The sequence below is a fragment of the Streptomyces rapamycinicus NRRL 5491 genome (genome assembly GCF_024298965.1).
GTDB classification, from domain to species: Bacteria; Actinomycetota; Actinomycetes; order Streptomycetales; family Streptomycetaceae; genus Streptomyces; species Streptomyces rapamycinicus.
This window is the reverse complement of sequence record NZ_CP085193.1, coordinates 10,245,567-10,263,144: the sequence shown is the minus strand read 5'-3', so window position 1 is coordinate 10,263,144 and position 17,578 is coordinate 10,245,567. Positions and strand designations below refer to the sequence as shown.

Sequence of the window (17,578 nt, the reverse complement as noted above, 5' to 3'; positions counted from 1 at the left end):
GGAAGAGCGCTTCATGCCCAACGGCAGCATTGGCAGCGCCCCCACGAGCGCCGCCACCAGCACGAGCGCGGGCACCGGCACCGATACCGGCGCGGGACCGCTCGGCGGCGAACAGCACACGAGGTGGAACAGGCGGCTCATCGGCCAGGTGGCCATCCTGATTCTGGTGAACACCATGGTGGACACCGTCGTCACCGCACCGCTCCTCGTCCTTCCCGAGATGCTCGACCACTTCGGTACCGATCAGTCGGCGTGGATCGACGCCAGTTCGCTGCTGGCGGGAGCGATGTGGGCGCCGCTGCTCGGGAAGAGCGCCGATATCCACGGCAAGCGCAGGGTGCTGGTGGCGACGTTGATCACCGCCCTGGCGGGCGCCCTGGTGTGTCTCGTCGCCCCCAATCTCTGGGTGTTCATCTTCGGCCGCCTGCTCCAGGGAGCGGCCGTGGGAGCCGTGTTCCTCACGGTCGCCCTCATCCGTGACATGTGCGCACCGGACATGGCGATGGTCGTCACGGGCGTCGTGACCTCCGGCTCCGCGCTCCTCAGCATCGTCATGCCCGCCCTCTTCGAGTTCACGGCCGCGGAGTTCGGCTGGCGGAGTGTGTTCGTGGCGTCGGCGATCTTCGCGGCCATCGCGGCGGTCCTGGTGCACCGCCTCGTTCCCCAGTCCACGGTCAGGACGCCGGGCAAGGTCGACATCGCCGGGGCCGTCCTCCTCGGTGGCGGGCTGGCGGCGGTGCTCAGCTATGTGAGCCTCGGGTCGGAGTTCGGCTGGTTCACCGTGGGCCCGCTGGCCCTGCTCGTCGGTGGCGCCGCGGCACTGGCCCGGTGGTTCCTGGTGGCGAGCCGGATTCCCGAGCCCGTGATCGACATCAGAAACCTCGGCAGGCCACTGGTGCTCACGCTGCTCGTGGTCGTCTTCGGAACCGGCGCGTACCAGAGCATGCTCACGCTCTTCGGCCTGATCGCCAAGGTCTCGGCGGATCAGGACCTCGGGTACGGACTCGCCGCCCCGGGAGCGCTGGGCCTGCTGTACGGCGTACCGGCGATCGGCATCGTGTTCGGCGGCACCCTGGCGGGGGTGCTCAGCACCCGCGTCGGACCGGCCGTGGCGCTGGCGGGTGGAGTGGCGATCGGAACGGTGGGAACCGTCGGGATGTTCCTCGGGGACTCCGTGCTCCCGCTCGCGGTCGTCTGCTCCTTCCTGCTGAGCCTCACCGCGGGAACGCTCGTGACATCCGGCTTCAACATGGCGGCGACGCTCGCACCCCCGGAACGGCAGGGCGTGGTGTCCAGCATGGTCATGGTGATGGTGGCGACCGGGGCGGTGATCCTGAAGTTCGTGGGTTCGGCCGTACTCAAGTCCACCAACACGGTCGTGGACGGGGAGACGGTGAACTCGGCGCTGGGCGTGCACAGTTACATCGCCATGGCCACCAGCGCCTTCCTCGCCGCCGCCGTGGTCGCCGTCCTCCTCCTGCGCACGCGACGGCACCGGGCACGCACCTCGGCTCTGGAGTCATGATGATCGAAGTACGCGGACTGACCAAGCGCTACGGCAGGGTGGTGGCCGTCGACGACCTGTCGTTCGCCGTCCGCCCGGGGGAAGTGACCGGCTTCCTCGGTCCCAACGGCGCGGGCAAGTCGACCACGCTCCGGATGATCCTGGGCCTGGACGCCGCCAGTTCGGGGACCGCCACCGTGGGCGGGCGCCCGTACTCCGCGCAACCGGCACCGCTGAGAGCCGTCGGCGCGCTGCTGGACGCGGGCGCGGTGCTGCCCGGCCGGACGGCCCGCCACCATCTGCTGGCTCTCGCGGCCTGCAACGGCATCCCCGGTGGCCGAGTGGCGGAGGTCCTGGCTGAGGTGGGTCTCGAGAGCGTGGCCCGCCGCAGGGCCGGGACGTTCTCGCTCGGCATGCGGCAGCGGCTCGGCATCGCGGCGGCGCTGCTGGGCGATCCCCCGGTACTCGTTTTCGACGAGCCGCTCAACGGGCTCGACCCGGAGGGGATCGTCTGGATCCGCGGGCTGATGCGGCGGATGGCCGCCGAGGGGCGCGCGGTGCTGATGTCCAGCCATCTGATGAGCGAGATGGAACTCACCGCCGACCACCTCATCGTCATCGGCCGCGGACGGCTGATCGCGGACACCGCCATGGCGGCGTTCATCGACGCGCACTCCACCCGTGAGGTCCTGGTGCGCGGCCCGCGGCCGGAATCGCTGCGCCGGATGCTGGCACCGGCGGCCGAGGTGCGCGCGGACGGCGCGGACGGCCTGGTGGTGACCGGGCTGGACGCGGCCGGGATCGGCGCACTGGCCGCGGCCGGCGGAGTGGAGCTGCACGAGCTGACGCCCCGGCAGCCGTCGCTGGAGCGGGCCTTCATGGACCTGACCCGGGATGCCCGCGAATACCACACGGAGAAGGAGACGGGCTCATGAGCGGGAGCACCGCGGACACCCGGACGGCGATGGGCCACGAGCCGGCACCCGACCGGCCGCGAACGCACCGGACGCCCCCGGCACCGGCGGGCCGGGCCACGTTCCGCCACGCCCTGCGCGCCGAGTGGATCAAGATCCGCACCATGCGGTCCACCGGCTACGTCATCCTCGGCACCCTGGCGTTCTGCATGGGTCTGGCCTCGCTCAACGGCACATCCGCCGGAGGCGACTACGCGACCATGACGGCTGCCGACCGGGCCACCTTCGACCCGCTCGCCACCAGTCTGCGCGGCTATCTGCTGGCGCAGATCGCCCTCGGCCTGCTGGGCGGCCTGATCATCACCTCCGAGTACGGCGCCCGCACGATCGTCAGCACGCTGACCGCCGTACCGCACCGGGCCCGAGTGCTGGCCGCCAAAGCCGCGGCCCTGATCGCGGTGGCGCTGCCGGCCGGGCTGCTGGTGTCCCTCAGCGGCTTTCTCGTGGGGCAGGCCGCGCTGGCGGGTGCGGACGCCCCGCACCTCGGCCTGTCCGATCCCCAGGCGCTGCGCGGCGTTCTGGGCGGCGGGCTCTATCTGACGCTCGCCGCGCTGTTCGGCCTTGCGATCGGCACGGTGATCCGCAGTACGACGGCGACGGCGACGACCCTGTTCGGCGCGATGCTGATCGTGCAGGCGTTCGCGCCCGCGTTGCCCGGGGCGGTCGGCGACGGGGTGTCGAAGTACTGGCCGCCGATCGCGGGCGGGCAGATCATCACCGGCTACCGCGACCCGGCGCTCCTGGCCCCCTGGTCCGGGCTCGCCGTCATGGCAGGGTGTGTCGCGGCCCTGCTGACCGCGGCGTTCATCGTCTTCCGCCGGCGCGACGCGTAACGGGCCGGGAAGCGGAAGGGCGGACGATCGGGTGGGGACGGGACGGATGACGGCACCGGAACGGCTGCTGGTGGTGGAGGACGAGCCGACGCTGCGCGAGTTGCTCTCCGCGAGTCTGCGGCTGGCGGGCTTCGCCGTGGTCGCGGTCGCGACCGGTGAAGAGGCGCTGGCCGCGGTGCGGGAGCGGCGTCCCGACCTGATCGTGCTGGATGTGATGCTGCCCGACATCGATGGCTTCGAGGTCGTCCACCGGCTGCGCGGGCAGCATCCGCTCGCCGCGGCGGGCCATCCCCCGGTGCTGTTCCTCACCGCCCGCGATGCGCCCGAGGACCGGATCAGCGGGCTCAGGGCGGGCGGTGACGACTACGTCACCAAGCCGTTCAACCTGGAGGAGCTGGTCCTGCGCATCCGGGCCATTCTGCGCCGCGTCAGCGGCCGCCAGTCGGACGGCCGGCTGGTCGTCGGCGAACTGGAGCTGGACCCCGACAGCCATCAGGTGATCCTGGGCGGGCAGCCGGTGCGGCTGTCCCCGACCGAGTTCGGCCTGCTGCGCGTGCTGATGGAGAACGCCGGGCAGGTGCTGTCGAAGTCCCAGCTCCTGGAGCTGGTCTGGCAGTACGACTTCGGGGGCGACGACAGCATCGTCGCCTCCTACATCAGCTATCTGCGGCGCAAGGTGGACCTGGGCGAACCGAAGCTGATCCATACGGTGCGCGGCACCGGGTATGTGCTGCGCAGGCCGCCGCGGTGAGCGAGAGCCCAGCGCGCGGGCAGCGCCGCCGGCTCTCGCTGCGCGGCCGGCTCTCGCTGCGCGGCCGGCTGCTGGCGATCGCCCTGATGCTGCTCGTGGTCGCCCTGCTCGGCAGCAACGCCCTGGCCGTCGTCCTGCTCCAGCGCGACCTGGTGCATCAGCTGGACAACCGGCTCCGTACCGCCGCCACGGACACCGCGCGCCTCACCGACCCGTCCGACATGGCGGGCGATCGGACATCGCGGGTGCGCGACACCGTGGAGCAGCAGCTGACCGGCGATGTCTATCTGGCCTCCCTCGGCCCGAACGGCCGGGTCCGGCAGGTCATCCGGCCTTCGGCACACAGCGCTCCCGCCCTGCCCCCGCTCGGCGCGGCGGCGGTCGGCGAGCGCGGCCGTCGGCCCTTCGAGGCCCCGGCCGCCGACGGCGGTGAGGCATGGCGGGTGATCGCCGTACCGCTCAACGCGCCGGGAGAACGGCACAAGCGGGCCGAGGGCACCCACGGCGTCGTCATCGCGGCCTCCCTCACCCAGGTCAACGCGACGATCAGACAGCTCGGCACCCGGATGCTGCTCATCGACTCCCTGGTGCTGGCGCTGCTGGGCGGGGCCGGGTGGTTCGCCGTACGCGCCGGGCTGCGCCCGCTGCGCCGGGTCGAGACCACCGCGGCGGCCATCGCGGACGGCGACCTGTCCAGCCGCGTCCCGGAGCTGGCCGCCGCCCGTACCGAACTCGGCCGTCTGGCCATGGCGCTCAACGGCATGCTGGACCGGGTCGAGGAGAGCGACGCCGCGCGGGCGGCCGCCGCCGAGCGGATGCGCCGCTTCATCGCGGACGCCAGCCACGAGTTGCGCACCCCGCTCTTCGGCATCAAGGGGTTCACCGAGCTGTACCGGATGGGCGGCATGCCCGAGCGCGCCGATGTCGACGCCGCGATGGGCCGTATCGAGCGGGAAGCGGCACGGCTGGTCCGGCTGGTCGAGGATCTGCTGCTGCTGGCCCGCCTCGACGAGTACGCCGCCGCCGCGGACCTCCCGTTCCATCCCACCCCGATGGATCTGCGCACCCTGGCCGCCGACGCCCTGCACGACCTGCGCGCGCTCGATCCACGGCGCCCCGTCACCCTCACCGGCCCCGGTGGCGGGCCGCCGGGCGGCGCGCCGGTGCTCGGCGACGAGGCGAGACTGCGCCAGGTGACCTCCAACCTCGTCGGCAACGCGGTGGCGCACACCCCGCCCGGCACTCCGGTCCGGATCGGCGTCGGCACCGAGGACGGTCTGGCGGTGCTGGAGCTGCACGACGAGGGCCCGGGGATGTCCGAGGAGCAGGCCGCCCGCGCCTTCGACCGCTTCTACCGCGCGGATGACGCCCGCGGCCGCACCGGGAGCGGCGGCGCGGGGCTCGGCCTCGCGATCGTCCGCTCCCTGGTGACGGCCCACCGCGGCCGGGTGGAGGTGCGTACGGCCCCGGGCGCGGGCGCCACATTCCGCGTCCTGCTCCCCCTGGACCACTGAGCACCTCCTCCGAGCACCCAAAAGCTAAGGATTTGCATTAGATGCGGAGGCGGCGCTACCGTCACTTAAGGCAAAGAAATTGCCTTAAGTGTGCTCGGAAGGTCTCATGCCCACTGCCACGGCCCCACTGTCCCGTCCCCACCACCTCCCTCCTCCTCTCGGCCGCGGCGGCGCCTTCGCACTGCACGCTTCCGTGCTCATCGGCCTGCTGGCCGCGTCCAGCGCGCCGACCCCGCTCTACGCCGAGTACCAGGCGCGCTGGCACTTCTCCGCCCTGATGGTCACCGTCGTCTTCAGCGCCTACGCGCTCGCGCTGCTGGTGGCACTCCTGGTCGCCGGAACGCTCTCGGACCACCTGGGGCGGCGCCCCGTACTGGCCGGGGCGCTGCTCGCCGAGGCCGCCTCCATGGCCGTCTTCGCCACCGCACACGGGGTGACGGAGCTGATCATCGCCCGGGTCGTCCAGGGGCTGGCCACCGGCGTGGCCACCGGCGCCGCGGGCGCCGCCCTGCTCGACTTCGAGGATCCGCGTCACACGGGGCGGGCGGCGCTGGCCAACAGCGTCACCCCCGTCTCCGGCATGGCGGCCGGTGTGCTCGTCTCGACCGCCCTCGTCCAGTACGCCCCCGCCCCCACCCACACCGTCTACGTCCTGCTGCTCCTGCTGTTCGCCGCGCAGGCCGTCCTCGTCGTCCGTACGGCCGAGACCGCACACCCGCACCCCGGTGTGTGGCGCTCGCTCCAGCCCGGCGCCACTGTCGCCCAGGCCTCCCGGGCGGTGCTGCCGCTCATCGCGCCCGGTGTCATCGCCGCCTGGGCCCTCGGCGGTTTCTACTCCTCGCTCGGCCCGCAACTCGCCCGTCTGATCGCCCCGCACGCCCCGCACGCCACCGGCGGGCTGGTGTTCTTCGCCCTCACCGCCAGTGCCGCCCTGGCCGTCTGCGCCACCCGGACCCGGCCCGCCCGCGCGGTGAGCGCCGGGGGTGCCGTCGCCCTGATGGCCGGGGCGCTGCTGACCCTGGTCAGCCCGTACCTGCACAGTCTGCCCGCGCTGTTCGGCGGAACCCTGCTGGCAGGCGCGGGATTCGGCGCGGTGACCCAGAGCGCGCTGCGGCTGCTGCTGGCCCCCGCCGCCCCGGAGGAGCGCTCCGGAACCCTCGCCGCCTACTACGTCCTGAGCTATCTGGCGATGAGCGTCCCGGCCGTCATCGCCGGACTCCTGACAACGTGGTACGGCCTCCGAGCCGCCGTAGCGCTTTACGCGGGCCCGGCCGGTCTGCTCGCGCTTGCGGCACTCGTCGCACTGACCACCGGACACCGCCGCCGGGCCTGAAGCGCCCGGCTCAGTGCACCTTCGTCAGCCCGCCTTCGATCGTGGCGAGCAGGCTCTCGTCGCAGGCGGCCGAGGTGTCCGCCGCCCAGCACACATAGCCGTCGGGACGGATGAGCAGGGCGGCGGCGCCCAGGTCGTCGGCGCAGGTGGCCCGGACGAGGTCGACACGGGGCGGGAGCCGGAGGCCGTCCGGAACGGCTCCGGCCAGATCGAGCAGAACGGCGTGGCCCGAGCCGAACAGCGCCGACAGCCGGGTGGCGCCGCCCTCGGTGACCAGGTCGGCGTCCGGTACCCGCCGTCCGGTGAGGGGATGGTCGCCGGGCAGTTCGTAGCGCAGCGAGAGGCCGGACATCAGTCCCGCGAGATGGCGGTTGGCGTCGGGCAGGCGCAGCAGGTCGACGAAGATGTCACGCAGGGCGGCCACGTCCTCGCTCGGGTTCGTGTCCGCCAGGACGCGCTGGGCCGAAGTGTGATGCAGGACCCGGGCCGCGGCCGGGTGCCGTTCGGCGTGGTAGCTGTCCAGGAGGCCGCTCGGCGCCCGGTCCTGGATGACCGCGGCCAGTTTCCAGCCGAGGTTGATCGCGTCCTGCATACCGAGGTTGAGCCCCTGGCCGCCCATCGGCGAATGGATATGGGCGGCGTCGCCCGCGAACAGCACGCGGCCCACGCGGTACTGCTCCAGTTGCCGCGTGGCATCGCCGAAGCGCGAGGAGTTTTCCACGGCCCCCAGGGTGGTCTCCTCGCCGTACACCTCCCGCAGCGCGGTGGCGATCTCCTCATGGGTGACGGGGACGTCGCGGGCGGTGTCCGCCTGGCCCTCGTGCCCGAAGGTGAAGCGGTAGAGGTCACCGCCGACCGGGACCAGCATGGCCCAGTAGCCGCCCACGCGACGGGTCATGGTGCTGATGTGCCCCATCTGCTTGGGCACCAGCGAGGACACCGCGGTCAGCCGGATGTCGGTCAGCACCGCCTGATGGGTCCCGGCCCGCCCCGGAAACGGCAGCTCCAGCAGTTTGCGCACCGTGCTGTGGCCGCCGTCGCACGCGACCAGATAGCGCGCCCGCACCCGTAGGCCGTCCGCCGTCACGACCACACCGTCCTCGTCCGGCTCGACCTTCGAGACGGCGGTGGAACGCAGAACCCGCGCGCCCGCGGCGGTCGCCCGCTCTTCGAGCACCTCCTCGATCTTCCACTGAGGGATGCCGATCGGACTGTTGTGCCTGGTCCGCCAGGGGGTGCAGTCCAAGGGCACGGGCAGCATCGCGAAGTGCCCGCCCACCGGGTCACGCGGGGTGGCCCGCCGCAGCATCGGCTCCAACAACCCGCGCGACTCCAGCAGTTCGGCCGTACGTGGCTGGATCGCGCCGCCCTTCACCTGCTCGATGCGCTGGTCCAGCTTCTCCAGCACCAGGGTCTCGGCCCCGGCCAGCGCCAGCTCGTACGCCAGCATCAGCCCGGTCGGGCCGGCGCCCGCGATGACGACCTCGGTCGCGCTCTCCGTCTTCTCCGTCGACACGGTCACTCCCTCTCGATTTCTCTCCTCGGACTATATGTATACCAGGTGCAGAAATCTCCTGAGGGCAATCGCTCTGCTACGGTGGTCGTCGTGGACGGCAAGCCAGGGCTACGGGAGCGGAAGAAGCAGCGGACCCACGCGGCGATCTCCGAGGCGGCGATCACGCTCTTCCTCGAACGCGGCTTCAACCAGGTGTCGGTGGCCCAGGTGGCCGAGGCGGCCGAGGTGTCCAAGCGCACGCTCTTCGCCTACTTCCCGGCGAAGGAAGACCTCGTGGTGCACCGCCTCGCCGACCACGAGACCGAAAGCGCCCGCGTCGTACGGGCCCGCCCGCCCCGCACCGCCCCGCTGACCGCACTGCGCGAGCACTTCCTCAAGGGCCTGCGCGAACGGGACCCGATCACCGGGCTCAACGACCATCCCCAGATCCTCAAGCTCACCCGGATGATCCTCGACACGCCCTCGCTGGTGGCCCGGATGGAGCGGTTCAAGGCAGGGGCCGAGCGCGCGCTCGCGCAGGCGCTGCGGGAGTCGGCGGACACCCCGGAACTCACCGCGCGGCTGGCCGCCGTCCAAATCGTCGCCGTCCAGTGGTCACTCGCACAGGACAACACCGCACGCGTGACGTACGGGGAACCGGCCGACGAGCGCTACGCGGGTGCGGTGGCCGACGCGGAGCACGCGTTCGCGCTGCTGGAGAACGGGCTGCGGCGCCCGCCCCCGCGGAAGTAACGCAAGGCGCTCAACGCGAGAGGGCCCCGGAAATGGTTCCGCGGGCCCTCGTGCGTCTCGGCGTGGTCGGTCAGTTCGGGGCGGCCGCCATCGCCCGGCTGTCCTCGGCCTTCGCGGGCCTGGGGTTCAGCAACCGCTCGGCGAGCTCGCCGAAGAGGAGGCCGAAGCCACCCCACAGGATCAGCTGCATGGCGAGGGCGGACAGCCGGAACCGCCACAGGACGGTGGCCGGGAAGTCCGCCGGGACCTCGTTGATGACGGGCAGGAAGGCGAACGCCAGCCCGATGACGACGGCGAAGGCGGCCACCGCGGCGACGGTGGCGTACCAGGTGCCCAGCTTCGGGGCGAGCCGCTTGCCGAGGATGGTGGCGGCGATCGCGAGGAGCACGCTGAGCACCATCATCAGGAAGTACAGCGTCGTCCGCTTGCCGATGGTGTCGCCGTTGCCGACGGCGGGCGGGTTGGCCGGGTACTTCAGGAACGGCACGACATAGACCGCGAGCAGCGCGCAGCCGGACAGCAGCAGCGCGGTGGCCCGCGGGCTGAAGCGGCCGACGCGGCCGAGGGCGACGCAGTAGGCGAGGGCGGCGATGCCGCCGAACGCGATCCCGTAGATCAGCACACCGGTGGCCAGGCCCGCGGTGGACTGCAGACTACGGGAGACGATCTCGACCTCGTGCTCATGCGCGGGGGCGTGGGCCTCCTCGAAGCCGATCGCGCGGTCGACGTTCGGCTCACCGAGGAAATAGGCGGCGATCAGGGCGAGCACACCGGCACCAAGACCGGCGAGCATGCCCCGCGCCAACAGGTTTCTCACTGTTGCGGAGTTCATGGGGGTGCGGCGTCCCTCGCGTCAGTGGCAGGGGAAGCCGAGCAGATGGCGGGCGTCATGCACCCACTCGTGGACACCCGAGCCGGAGACGACCGCGGTGGCGCCCTGCTCGGCGCCGACGAAGTACAGCAGAACCAGCATCAGGATGCCGAAGAAGACGGCCCAGGGAGCTATCGCCTTCAGCGGCAGCGTGGCGGGCAGGGCGGGAGTGGTGGCTGTCGGCTGCGCGACATGCTGCGCCATGACAGTGGCCTCCTAAAGGGAGTTCGCGTCCCATCTCGGTGGTGCACAGGACGATGGCTGCGGGTCTGACTCACGGAACGTCCCTTTCGGATACGTCTCGTTCACAGTGGCGCGACCGTGCCGGATTCCCACCGGCTTCCGTCAGACCATCGTCGATATCCCACCGAAGGTACCGCGTGTCGGATGCCTGGCCAAGACCGCCCACCTGGTGAGACGCCTCTCTCATACCGGGCGGCCGGTCCCGGCAGGACGCACACGCATCACTCGTCACGCCCGTAATGGGGGCTGCCGGGCGGCAGGAAGTGGCCGCGCAGGCGGGTCAGCAGCTCGGAGGTCTCCAGCGCGCGCTCGCCCAACTGGGAGGCCACGGCCAGGGCCAGGGCGTCGACCACGGCCAGTGAGCCGAGTGCCTCGCGGGTGGCCCCGGAGGCGGAGAGGGTGGCGAGGAGGGTGACGGCCACCCGGTCGCCGAGCGCCGGGCCGAGGGCGTCGGTGATCAGGACGACCGGGGCGCCCACCTCCTCGGCGTGGTCGACGATGACCTCGATCTCCTTGAAGAGCCGGGCCGGGCCGAAGATCACCACGACATCGTCCGCCGAGAGCGGCACCAGCGCGTCCGGCAGCCTGAAGCCCATGTCCGCCGTGTGACGGGCCCTGAGCCCCAGCCGGTTGAGCCTCAACGCGAGGTACTCGGCGATGATGCCGGACGGGCCGGCGCCGAAGGTCATGACCTCCTTGGCGGGCAGCAGCAGCTCCACGGCCGCGGCGAAGGCGTCGGCGCGCAGGCTGCGCCGGGTCTCGTGGATCACCTCGGCGGCGTCCTCGAAGACCCGGTCCAGCAGTTCCTCGGTGGATCCGGCCATGTGCTCGACGCGGCTGCGCAGCCGCGCGGAGGGCCGCATCAGGGTGGCGAGCGACCGGGCCACGGCGTGCTTGAGACCGGTGAAGCCGCTGTAGCCGAGGGCCTTGGCGGTGCGCACCACCGTGGCGTCGCTGGTGCCGGTGAGCGCGCCGAGTTCGCTGGCGGAGGAGAAGCCCACCTCCTGCGGATGCTCCCTGAGGAACGCCGCGACCTTCTGCTCGGCGGGGGCGAGCCGCGGCCAGGCGGCCGCCACCCGCTGCTGGAGCGGCGCGCCCTCCGGGATCTCCGCCATTTCCATCGGTTGTCCTCTCTTGACGTGCGTCCGCGGCGCATCCTACTTTCCTCGCGTCGCATTCACGACAAGTTCGTAGCAGATACTACGGAGCCATCCATGACCACTTCCGCCACCCCGACGCCCGGCCCCCGGCCCCGACCGGGGGCGGTCGACCGCCCCCGGTGGCCGGGCGGCGCCCGCTGCGCCGTGATGCTGAGCTTCGACGTGGACGGCCCGGCGCTGCTGGCCAACCTCGGCCACGCCCCCGACATCTGGCGCTCACCACGGCTGTTCTCGCTCGGCGCCTACGGCCCGCACCGGGGCACCCCCCGGATCCTGGACCTGCTGGCGGACTTCCGGATCCCCGCCACCTTCTTCGTCCCCGGCTGGACCGGCGAGAGCTGGCCCGGCCTGCTGAAGACCATCGCGGACCGCGGCCATGAGCTGGGCCACCACGGCTATATGCACGAGCTGTACTACTCGAAGACCATCGCCGAGCAGCGCGCGCTGATCGAGCGCAGCCAGGAGGTCTTCCGGCGGGTGGCCGGGACCACGGCCGTGGGATTCCGCACCCCCTCCGGTGACTTCCGCGCCGACAGCCCCCAGCTGCTGTGCGATCTCGGCTTCTCCTACTCCAGCTCCATGCGCGGCGACGACCGCCCGTACCGCTGGCGGATCGACGGGCGCGACACCGATCTCATCGAGATCCCCGCGCAGTGGGAGCTGGACGACTTCCCCCAGTTCGCCTACAACGACGTCCCGGCGGAGCCCCGCAGTCAGGACCGGATCGCCGGCACCGAGCTCACCCTCGACAACTGGCGGCGGGAGTTCGACGGCTACTACCGCTACGGGCTGTGCTACGTCGTGATGATGCACCCGGAAGTCATGGGCAAGCCGAGCCGGGTGCTGCTGCTGCGCCGGCTGATCGAGCACATCCGCTCCCATGACGACGTGTGGTTCGCCACCGGAAGCCAGATCGCCCAGTGGTGGCGGACACACCACGGGGACGCCAGGGGCGACAAGTGAAGGAGAACGCGGTGAAGAGCGAGCAGGCGTGGCCCCGGCTGGAGGAGAACCCGCCCTGGCCGGGCGGCGCCCGGTGCGCGGTCGTGGTGACGGTGAACCTCGACGCGGAGCTGTTCTGGCTGCGGCTGGACGAGTCCTGCCACGAGCGGCCCAAGACCCTGTCCATGGGCGAGTACGGCCCGAAGCGCGGCGCTCCCCGGCTGCTCGACGCCCTCGAGGCGGCCGATGTGCGTGCCAGCTGGATGATCCCGGCGACGGTGGCCGAGCGCTACCCCGGGACGGTGCGGGACGTGGCCGCCCGCGGCCATGAGATCGCCTCCCGCGGCGACGGGCTGGAGGACTACGCGACCCTCGACGCGGAAGGGCAGCGCCGCGCCATCGAGCGTTCCGCGCGGGTGCTGGAGGACATCTCCGGACGGCGGCCCACCGGCTTCCGGCCGCCCTCCGCGGAGATCGGCGACGACACCGCCGGGGTGCTGGGCGAACTGGGCTTCACCTGGACCTCCCTGGCGCGGGGCGACGACCGGCCGACCCTGCTGCACCCGGCCACCGGCCCCGGCGCCACCTCGCTGGTGGACGTTCCGGCCCACTGGGAGCTCAATGACTTCCCCCGCTTCATGTTCAACTACGGACCGGCCTACCCCGCCGGTCAGGTGCGGATCGCCGGATACGGGCAGACCCTGGACGACTGGTGCGCCGAGTTCGACGCGTACCACGGCTACGGGCTGTGCTGTGTGATCACCCTGGAGCCGTCCTGCATCGGCAAACCGGGCCGGATCGGGGTGCTGGAGGAGTTCCTGGCGTACCTGAGGCGGCGCCAGGATGTGTGGTTCGCCACCGGCTCCGAGGTGGCGCGGTGGTGGCGCTCCCTGGACCGCCCGAACGACCCCGGCGGCTCCGAGGAGGTACGTCACCGCACCGACCCGCGACGCGCCGCGGCCATCTGACGGCGCCACGCCACCGGCGCGCCGCCGACCGCGCGCCGCCTGTCACCGATGTCCCGGACAACCCGCCTACAGTCGCGGTATGCGCATCGTCTCCCTGCTGCCCGCCGCGACCGACATCGTCGCCGAACTCGGGCTCGCCGAGCATCTGGCCGGACGGACCCACGAATGCGACTGGCCGCCGGAAGCGGTGGCGGACATCCCCGTGGTGACCGCCACCGGCCTCGACCAGGACGCCCTCACCAGCCGGGAGATCTCCGACGCGGTCGGCGGCGCGACACACTCCGGGTCCTCGCTCTACACCCTCGACACCGGGGCGCTGGCGGCCCTGCGCCCCGATGTGGTGCTCACCCAGGACCTGTGCGAGGTGTGCGCCGTGTCGTACCGGAAGGTCAGCCGGGCCGTCCGGCTGCTGGACGCCGGCACCCGCGTCCTCAGCCTGGAGCCGCATACGCTCGACGACGTACTGGACTCTCTGGTGACGGTGGGCGAGCTGCTCGGTGTGCGCGAGCGTGCCGAGCGGCGCCGGGCCGGCCTGCGCGACCGCCTCGATCGGATCCGTCGGGCGGTGGCGGGCCGGGCCCGGCCCCGGGTCGTGGCGATCGAATGGCTCGACCCGCTGTGGCCCGCCGGACACTGGGTCCCCGACCAGATCGCCACCGCCGGAGGCGAACCGCTGCTCGCCGCGTCCGGGGCGCACACCAGCCCGATGACCTGGGAGGCGGTGCGCGCCGCCCGGCCGGAGGTGGTGCTGGTCCTGCCGTGCGGCTTCCCGCCCGAGCGCACTCTGCGGGAGACGGACCCGCTCACCCGCCTGCCGGGCTGGGCGGACCTGCCCGCCGTACGGGCCGGGAGGGTCTGGGTGCTGGACGGCCCGGCCTACTTCAACCGCCCCGGCCCGCGTGTGGTGCGCGGAGCCGAGGTGCTGGCCCACGTCCTGCACGGGGTACGGGCCGGGGACGAGGTGACGGCTGCCGAGGCGCTCCCGTTCCCGGCCCGGCCGTCATGACCGGTGGCCCGGACACCACGTCAGGACGCACGTACCGCGGGGGTCAGCCGCACGGTGAGGATCTGGAACGGCCGTAGCGCCACGCCCAGTTGGTCCTCACCGACCGCCGAGACCTCCGTGGGCCGCTCGGCCGGCGGGCGCTCCAGCAGGTCCGTGACCTGGGCCCCGCCGAGCGGGAATCCCGTGCGCAGCACCGCCCGCGCCCGGCCGCCCAGCGACTCGTAGAGCCGCACCACCACATCGCCCGATCCGTCGTCGGCCAGCTTGACCGCCTCGACCGTCACCGCCGGGTTGTCGCTGGTGATCACGGGGGCCGCCGGGGCGGCGGCGCCGACGCGCAGCGGCAGGTTCAGCGCGTACCCCTCCGCGATGGCGTCCTCGACCGTCGCGCCGGGCAGCAGCGCGTAGGTGAAGCGGTGCTTCCCCTGGTCGGCTTCGGGGTCGGGCACGCGCGGCGCGCGCACCAGGGAGAGGCGGACCGTCGTGGTCGTCCCACCGTCCGGCTCCCGTGTGGTGCGCGAGACATCGTGGCCGTACGTGGCGTCGTTGAGCACCGCGACCCCGTAGCCCGGCTCCCCGATGTGCACCCAGCGGTGGCCGTACACCTCGAAACGGGCCGCCTCCCAGCTGGTGTTGGTGTGGGTCGGGCGCTGCACATGGCCGAACTGGATCTCGGCGCGGGAGTGGTCGGCCCGCACATCGACCGGGAATGCGGCCTTGAGGATCTTCTCCGCCTCGTGCCAGTCGATCTCCGTCTCGATGTCGATACGGCGGCTGCCCGCCCGCACCACGATGGTCTGCGCGATCCGCGAGCCCTTGCCGAAGTGGCGCTCCACGCGCAGCGCCCCCAGCAGCGGCCCGTCCTCGGCCACCGTGATGGACTCGGCGCCGGTGAGGTCCGTGTAGCGGTTCCGGTAGTGCTTGTCGATGTCCCAGGCGTCCCAGTAGTTGGGCAGGTCGCTGTGGAGGCGGAGCAGGTTGCCCGCCGCGTCCGGCGCGAGCACCTCGCGGTCGGCCGCCAGGTCGCGTACGGACGCGATGGTGCCGTCCTCCGCGAGCTCCACCCGCACCAGGCCGTTGTCCAGCACCCGGCCGTCGACGGCGACCGGACGCGGGGGCGTCCCCTGGGGAACGAGCGGTGCGCTGCCGTTCGCCGGGACCCGCGTCCACACGGCCACCGAACCGTCCGCGAGCCGCTGTCCCTCCGCCACGAGATCCGACGGCACCGTGACGACCTCGGCGCGGTCGCGCGGGCTGGTGTTGAACACGGCGGGCGACCCGTCACCGGTCGTGGCGAGGGCGTCCAGCGCCCGCTCGGTGAGCTCCCGCACCTCGGCCGCCACCCGCGCGTACTCGGCCTCGGCCTCCCGGTGCACCCAGGCGATCGACGAGCCGGGCAGGATGTCGTGGAACTGGTGCAGCAGCACCGTCTTCCACAGCCGGTCCAGCTCCGGCAGCGGATAGCGGTAGCCCGGCGCGTGCAGCGCGGCCGTCGTCGCCCACAACTCCGCCTCGCGCAGCAGGTGTTCGCTGCGCCGGTTGCCCTGCTTGGTGCGGGCCTGCGAGGTGTACGTGGCGCGGTGCAGCTCCAGATACAGCTCCCCGGACCACACCTGGTCCTTGGGGACCTCCTTGCTCGCCTCGGCGAAGAAGGTGTCCGGGTGCTCGACCCGCACCCTCGCCGAGCCCTCCAGATCGGCGAGGCGGCGGGCGCGCTCCATCATCTCGCGGGTGGGGCCGCCACCGCCGTCACCGTGCCCGAACGGGGCGAGCGAGCGGGTGCCCACACCCTTGTCCTGGTAGTTGCGCACCGCGTGCGCCATCTCCTTGCCGGAGAACTCGGCATTGTAGGTGTCCACCGGGGGGAAGTGGGTGAAGATGCGGGTGCCGTCGATGCCCTCCCACCAGAACGAGTGGTGGGGAAGCTTGTTGGTCTGGTTCCACGAGAGCTTCTGGGTGAGGAACCACTCGTTCCCGGCGAGCTTCGCCAGCTGCGGGTAGGCCGCGTTGTAGCCGAAGGAGTCCGGCAGCCACACGCCCTTGGTCTCGATGCCGAAGTGCTCGATGAAGAAGCGCTTGCCGTGCACCAGTTGCCGGGCTATCGCCTCACCGCCGGGGAGGTTGCCGTCCGACTCCACCCACATGCCACCGACCGGCGCCCACTGACCGTCCTTGACAGCCTGCTGGATACGGGCCCACACCTGCGGGTGGTTGTCGCGCACCCATGCGTACTGCTGGGCCTGCGAGCAGGCGAAGACGAACTCCTCGTACTCCTCCGCGAGCGCGGTGACGTTGGAGAAGGTGCGGGACGTCTTGCGCTTGGTCTCGCGGATCGGCCACAGCCACGCCGAGTCGATATGCGCGTGGCCGACCGCCGACATGATGTGCGCGCTGGCGTGCGCGGGCCGGTCCAGCGCCGTCCTCAGCACGGCGCGGGCGTCGGCGGCGGTGCCGGAGACGTCGTCCAGGTCCAGGGCGTCCAGGGCCCGGTCCAGACAGGTCATGATCTCGTGCCGGCGCGGATCGTGCGCGTCCAGCTCCAGCATCAGCTCGCGCAGGACCTGCACATCCAGGGAGAGGTGCCAGACCTCCTCGTCGAGGACGGCGAGGTCGGCGCGCCGGAACGTGTACAGCGGCTGGTCGCCCGCGGTGAGCCGGTCGCCGAGCGGGTTGGGGCCGCTGAAGTCGTTGGCCAGGATGTCCGGGTTGGAGGCGGCCTCCACCAGGTAGTGGATCTCCTCGCCGCCGACGGCAGGACGGGCCACGGGCACGTACTGGTTCTGCGGGTTGACGGCCTTCAGCGGCCGGCCGTCCGGCAGCTGGACGAGGGCCTCGGCCTGGTTGCCGGGCCAGTCGCCGACGAAGCCGAGGTCGATCACCGTCTCGACGCGCTCGCCCGCCCACTCCGCGGGCACCTGTCCGCGCATGCGGAACCAGGTGGTGCCCCACGGCGGACCCCAGGGCGTGTCCATCGCGAACGGCTCGTACGGGGCCCGCTCGGCCTCGGCGAAGGGCACCGGCTCGCCGGGGGCCTGCCAGGCTTCGACGGCCAGCGGGGTGGTGGCGGAGTAGACGGCGGGCTTGATGCGCTGGTCGTGGACGCGCGCGACGCGCTCCTCGATCCGGCGGCGTTCGTCGTGCACGGGGAACTCTTTTCGGGGTTGGGGTGACGGCGTGGGGTCGGCCGCGGGCGCGTTGCTCGGGGGGCACCGGTCGCGGGCACTCGCCCGG

The 17,578-nt window shown here is 72.2% G+C and carries 15 protein-coding genes and 1 riboswitch; of the genes, 10 read left to right on the top strand and 5 right to left on the bottom strand.

Annotated features, from left to right (window positions below; genetic code table 11):
* Window positions 1-13 precede the first annotated feature (13 nt).
* The 6 genes from LIV37_RS42495 to LIV37_RS42470 all read left to right on the top strand — a co-directional run bounded on the left by LIV37_RS42495 (window position 14) and on the right by LIV37_RS42470 (window position 6,909).
* Window positions 14-1,525 (top strand): MFS transporter, encoded by a 1,512-nt coding sequence (locus LIV37_RS42495; RefSeq protein ID WP_020873248.1) that lies wholly within the window; start codon window positions 14-16, stop codon window positions 1,523-1,525.
* A complete protein-coding gene (locus tag LIV37_RS42490) occupies window positions 1,525-2,439 on the top strand; it encodes an ABC transporter ATP-binding protein (RefSeq protein ID WP_020873247.1) in 915 nt (304 codons plus the stop codon). Before LIV37_RS42495 ends, LIV37_RS42490 begins: the two co-directional genes overlap by 1 nt.
* Window positions 2,436-3,311 carry an ABC transporter permease gene (locus LIV37_RS42485; RefSeq protein WP_020873246.1) on the top strand — a complete coding sequence of 292 codons (876 nt, stop codon included), beginning with the start codon at window positions 2,436-2,438 and terminating at the stop codon, window positions 3,309-3,311. The genes LIV37_RS42490 and LIV37_RS42485 overlap by 4 nt, the downstream gene beginning before the upstream one ends.
* Before the next feature lie 46 nt (window positions 3,312-3,357).
* Window positions 3,358-4,062, top strand: coding sequence for a response regulator transcription factor (locus tag LIV37_RS42480; protein ID WP_020873245.1), 705 nt, complete (start codon window positions 3,358-3,360; stop codon window positions 4,060-4,062).
* Window positions 4,059-5,576 (top strand): sensor histidine kinase, encoded by a 1,518-nt coding sequence (locus LIV37_RS42475; RefSeq protein WP_020873244.1) that lies wholly within the window; start codon window positions 4,059-4,061, stop codon window positions 5,574-5,576. The genes LIV37_RS42480 and LIV37_RS42475 overlap by 4 nt, the downstream gene beginning before the upstream one ends.
* A 106-nt stretch (window positions 5,577-5,682) precedes the next feature.
* A complete protein-coding gene (locus tag LIV37_RS42470; protein ID WP_020873243.1) occupies window positions 5,683-6,909 on the top strand; it encodes an MFS transporter in 1,227 nt (408 codons plus the stop codon).
* Between the two features lie 10 nt (window positions 6,910-6,919).
* On the opposite strand, the gene LIV37_RS42465 is transcribed toward LIV37_RS42470, so the two are convergent.
* Complete coding sequence (locus LIV37_RS42465) at window positions 6,920-8,425, bottom strand: FAD-dependent monooxygenase (RefSeq protein WP_274596661.1); 1,506 nt, start codon at window positions 8,423-8,425, stop codon at window positions 6,920-6,922.
* A gap of 81 nt (window positions 8,426-8,506) precedes the next feature.
* On the opposite strand from LIV37_RS42465, the gene LIV37_RS42460 reads away from it, so the two are divergent.
* Complete coding sequence (locus LIV37_RS42460) at window positions 8,507-9,157, top strand: TetR/AcrR family transcriptional regulator (RefSeq protein ID WP_020873241.1); 651 nt, start codon at window positions 8,507-8,509, stop codon at window positions 9,155-9,157.
* 70 nt (window positions 9,158-9,227) lie between these two features.
* Here LIV37_RS42460 and LIV37_RS42455 read toward each other — a convergent pair whose 3' ends face one another.
* The 3 genes from LIV37_RS42455 to LIV37_RS42445 form a co-directional block, all read right to left on the bottom strand.
* Complete coding sequence (locus tag LIV37_RS42455) at window positions 9,228-9,989, bottom strand: CbtA family protein (protein ID WP_121823847.1); 762 nt, start codon at window positions 9,987-9,989, stop codon at window positions 9,228-9,230.
* Between the two features lie 21 nt (window positions 9,990-10,010).
* Window positions 10,011-10,232: a CbtB domain-containing protein gene (locus LIV37_RS42450; RefSeq protein WP_020873239.1), complete on the bottom strand. Its 222-nt coding sequence runs from the start codon at window positions 10,230-10,232 to the stop codon at window positions 10,011-10,013.
* A 38-nt stretch (window positions 10,233-10,270) separates the two neighbouring features.
* Window positions 10,271-10,398: riboswitch (cobalamin riboswitch) on the bottom strand.
* Between the two features lie 94 nt (window positions 10,399-10,492).
* Window positions 10,493-11,392 carry a MurR/RpiR family transcriptional regulator gene (locus LIV37_RS42445; protein ID WP_020873238.1) on the bottom strand — a complete coding sequence of 300 codons (900 nt, stop codon included), beginning with the start codon at window positions 11,390-11,392 and terminating at the stop codon, window positions 10,493-10,495.
* 93 nt (window positions 11,393-11,485) lie between these two features.
* Between LIV37_RS42445 and LIV37_RS42440 the strand changes: the two genes are divergently transcribed.
* The 3 genes from LIV37_RS42440 to LIV37_RS42430 all read left to right on the top strand — a co-directional run bounded on the left by LIV37_RS42440 (window position 11,486) and on the right by LIV37_RS42430 (window position 14,347).
* Complete coding sequence (locus LIV37_RS42440) at window positions 11,486-12,394, top strand: polysaccharide deacetylase family protein (protein WP_020873237.1); 909 nt, start codon at window positions 11,486-11,488, stop codon at window positions 12,392-12,394.
* 11 nt (window positions 12,395-12,405) lie between these two features.
* The gene (locus LIV37_RS42435) at window positions 12,406-13,341 is read left to right on the top strand and encodes a polysaccharide deacetylase family protein (RefSeq protein ID WP_020873236.1); all 936 of its coding nucleotides are present in this window, start codon (window positions 12,406-12,408) and stop codon (window positions 13,339-13,341) included.
* Between the two features lie 79 nt (window positions 13,342-13,420).
* Window positions 13,421-14,347 (top strand): cobalamin-binding protein, encoded by a 927-nt coding sequence (locus LIV37_RS42430; RefSeq protein WP_020873235.1) that lies wholly within the window; start codon window positions 13,421-13,423, stop codon window positions 14,345-14,347.
* A gap of 20 nt (window positions 14,348-14,367) precedes the next feature.
* On the opposite strand, the gene LIV37_RS42425 is transcribed toward LIV37_RS42430, so the two are convergent.
* The gene (locus tag LIV37_RS42425) at window positions 14,368-17,490 is read right to left on the bottom strand and encodes an alpha-mannosidase (protein ID WP_020873234.1); all 3,123 of its coding nucleotides are present in this window, start codon (window positions 17,488-17,490) and stop codon (window positions 14,368-14,370) included.
* Window positions 17,491-17,578: the final 88 nt, after the last annotated feature.

What these genes read in the sequence shown, in the direction of transcription:
- LIV37_RS42495 (WP_020873248.1), top strand. Translation starts at nt 14, where the DNA reads ATGCCCAACGGCAGCATTGGCAGCGCCCCCACGAGCGCCGCCACCAGC.
- LIV37_RS42490 (WP_020873247.1), top strand. Translation starts at nt 1,525, where the DNA reads ATGATCGAAGTACGCGGACTGACCAAGCGCTACGGCAGGGTGGTGGCC.
- LIV37_RS42485 (WP_020873246.1), top strand. Translation starts at nt 2,436, where the DNA reads ATGAGCGGGAGCACCGCGGACACCCGGACGGCGATGGGCCACGAGCCG.
- LIV37_RS42480 (WP_020873245.1), top strand. Translation starts at nt 3,358, where the DNA reads ATGACGGCACCGGAACGGCTGCTGGTGGTGGAGGACGAGCCGACGCTG.
- LIV37_RS42470 (WP_020873243.1), top strand. Translation starts at nt 5,683, where the DNA reads ATGCCCACTGCCACGGCCCCACTGTCCCGTCCCCACCACCTCCCTCCT.
- LIV37_RS42455 (WP_121823847.1), bottom strand. Translation starts at nt 9,989, where the DNA reads ATGAACTCCGCAACAGTGAGAAACCTGTTGGCGCGGGGCATGCTCGCC.
- LIV37_RS42450 (WP_020873239.1), bottom strand. Translation starts at nt 10,232, where the DNA reads ATGGCGCAGCATGTCGCGCAGCCGACAGCCACCACTCCCGCCCTGCCC.
- LIV37_RS42445 (WP_020873238.1), bottom strand. Translation starts at nt 11,392, where the DNA reads ATGGAAATGGCGGAGATCCCGGAGGGCGCGCCGCTCCAGCAGCGGGTG.
- LIV37_RS42440 (WP_020873237.1), top strand. Translation starts at nt 11,486, where the DNA reads ATGACCACTTCCGCCACCCCGACGCCCGGCCCCCGGCCCCGACCGGGG.
- LIV37_RS42430 (WP_020873235.1), top strand. Translation starts at nt 13,421, where the DNA reads ATGCGCATCGTCTCCCTGCTGCCCGCCGCGACCGACATCGTCGCCGAA.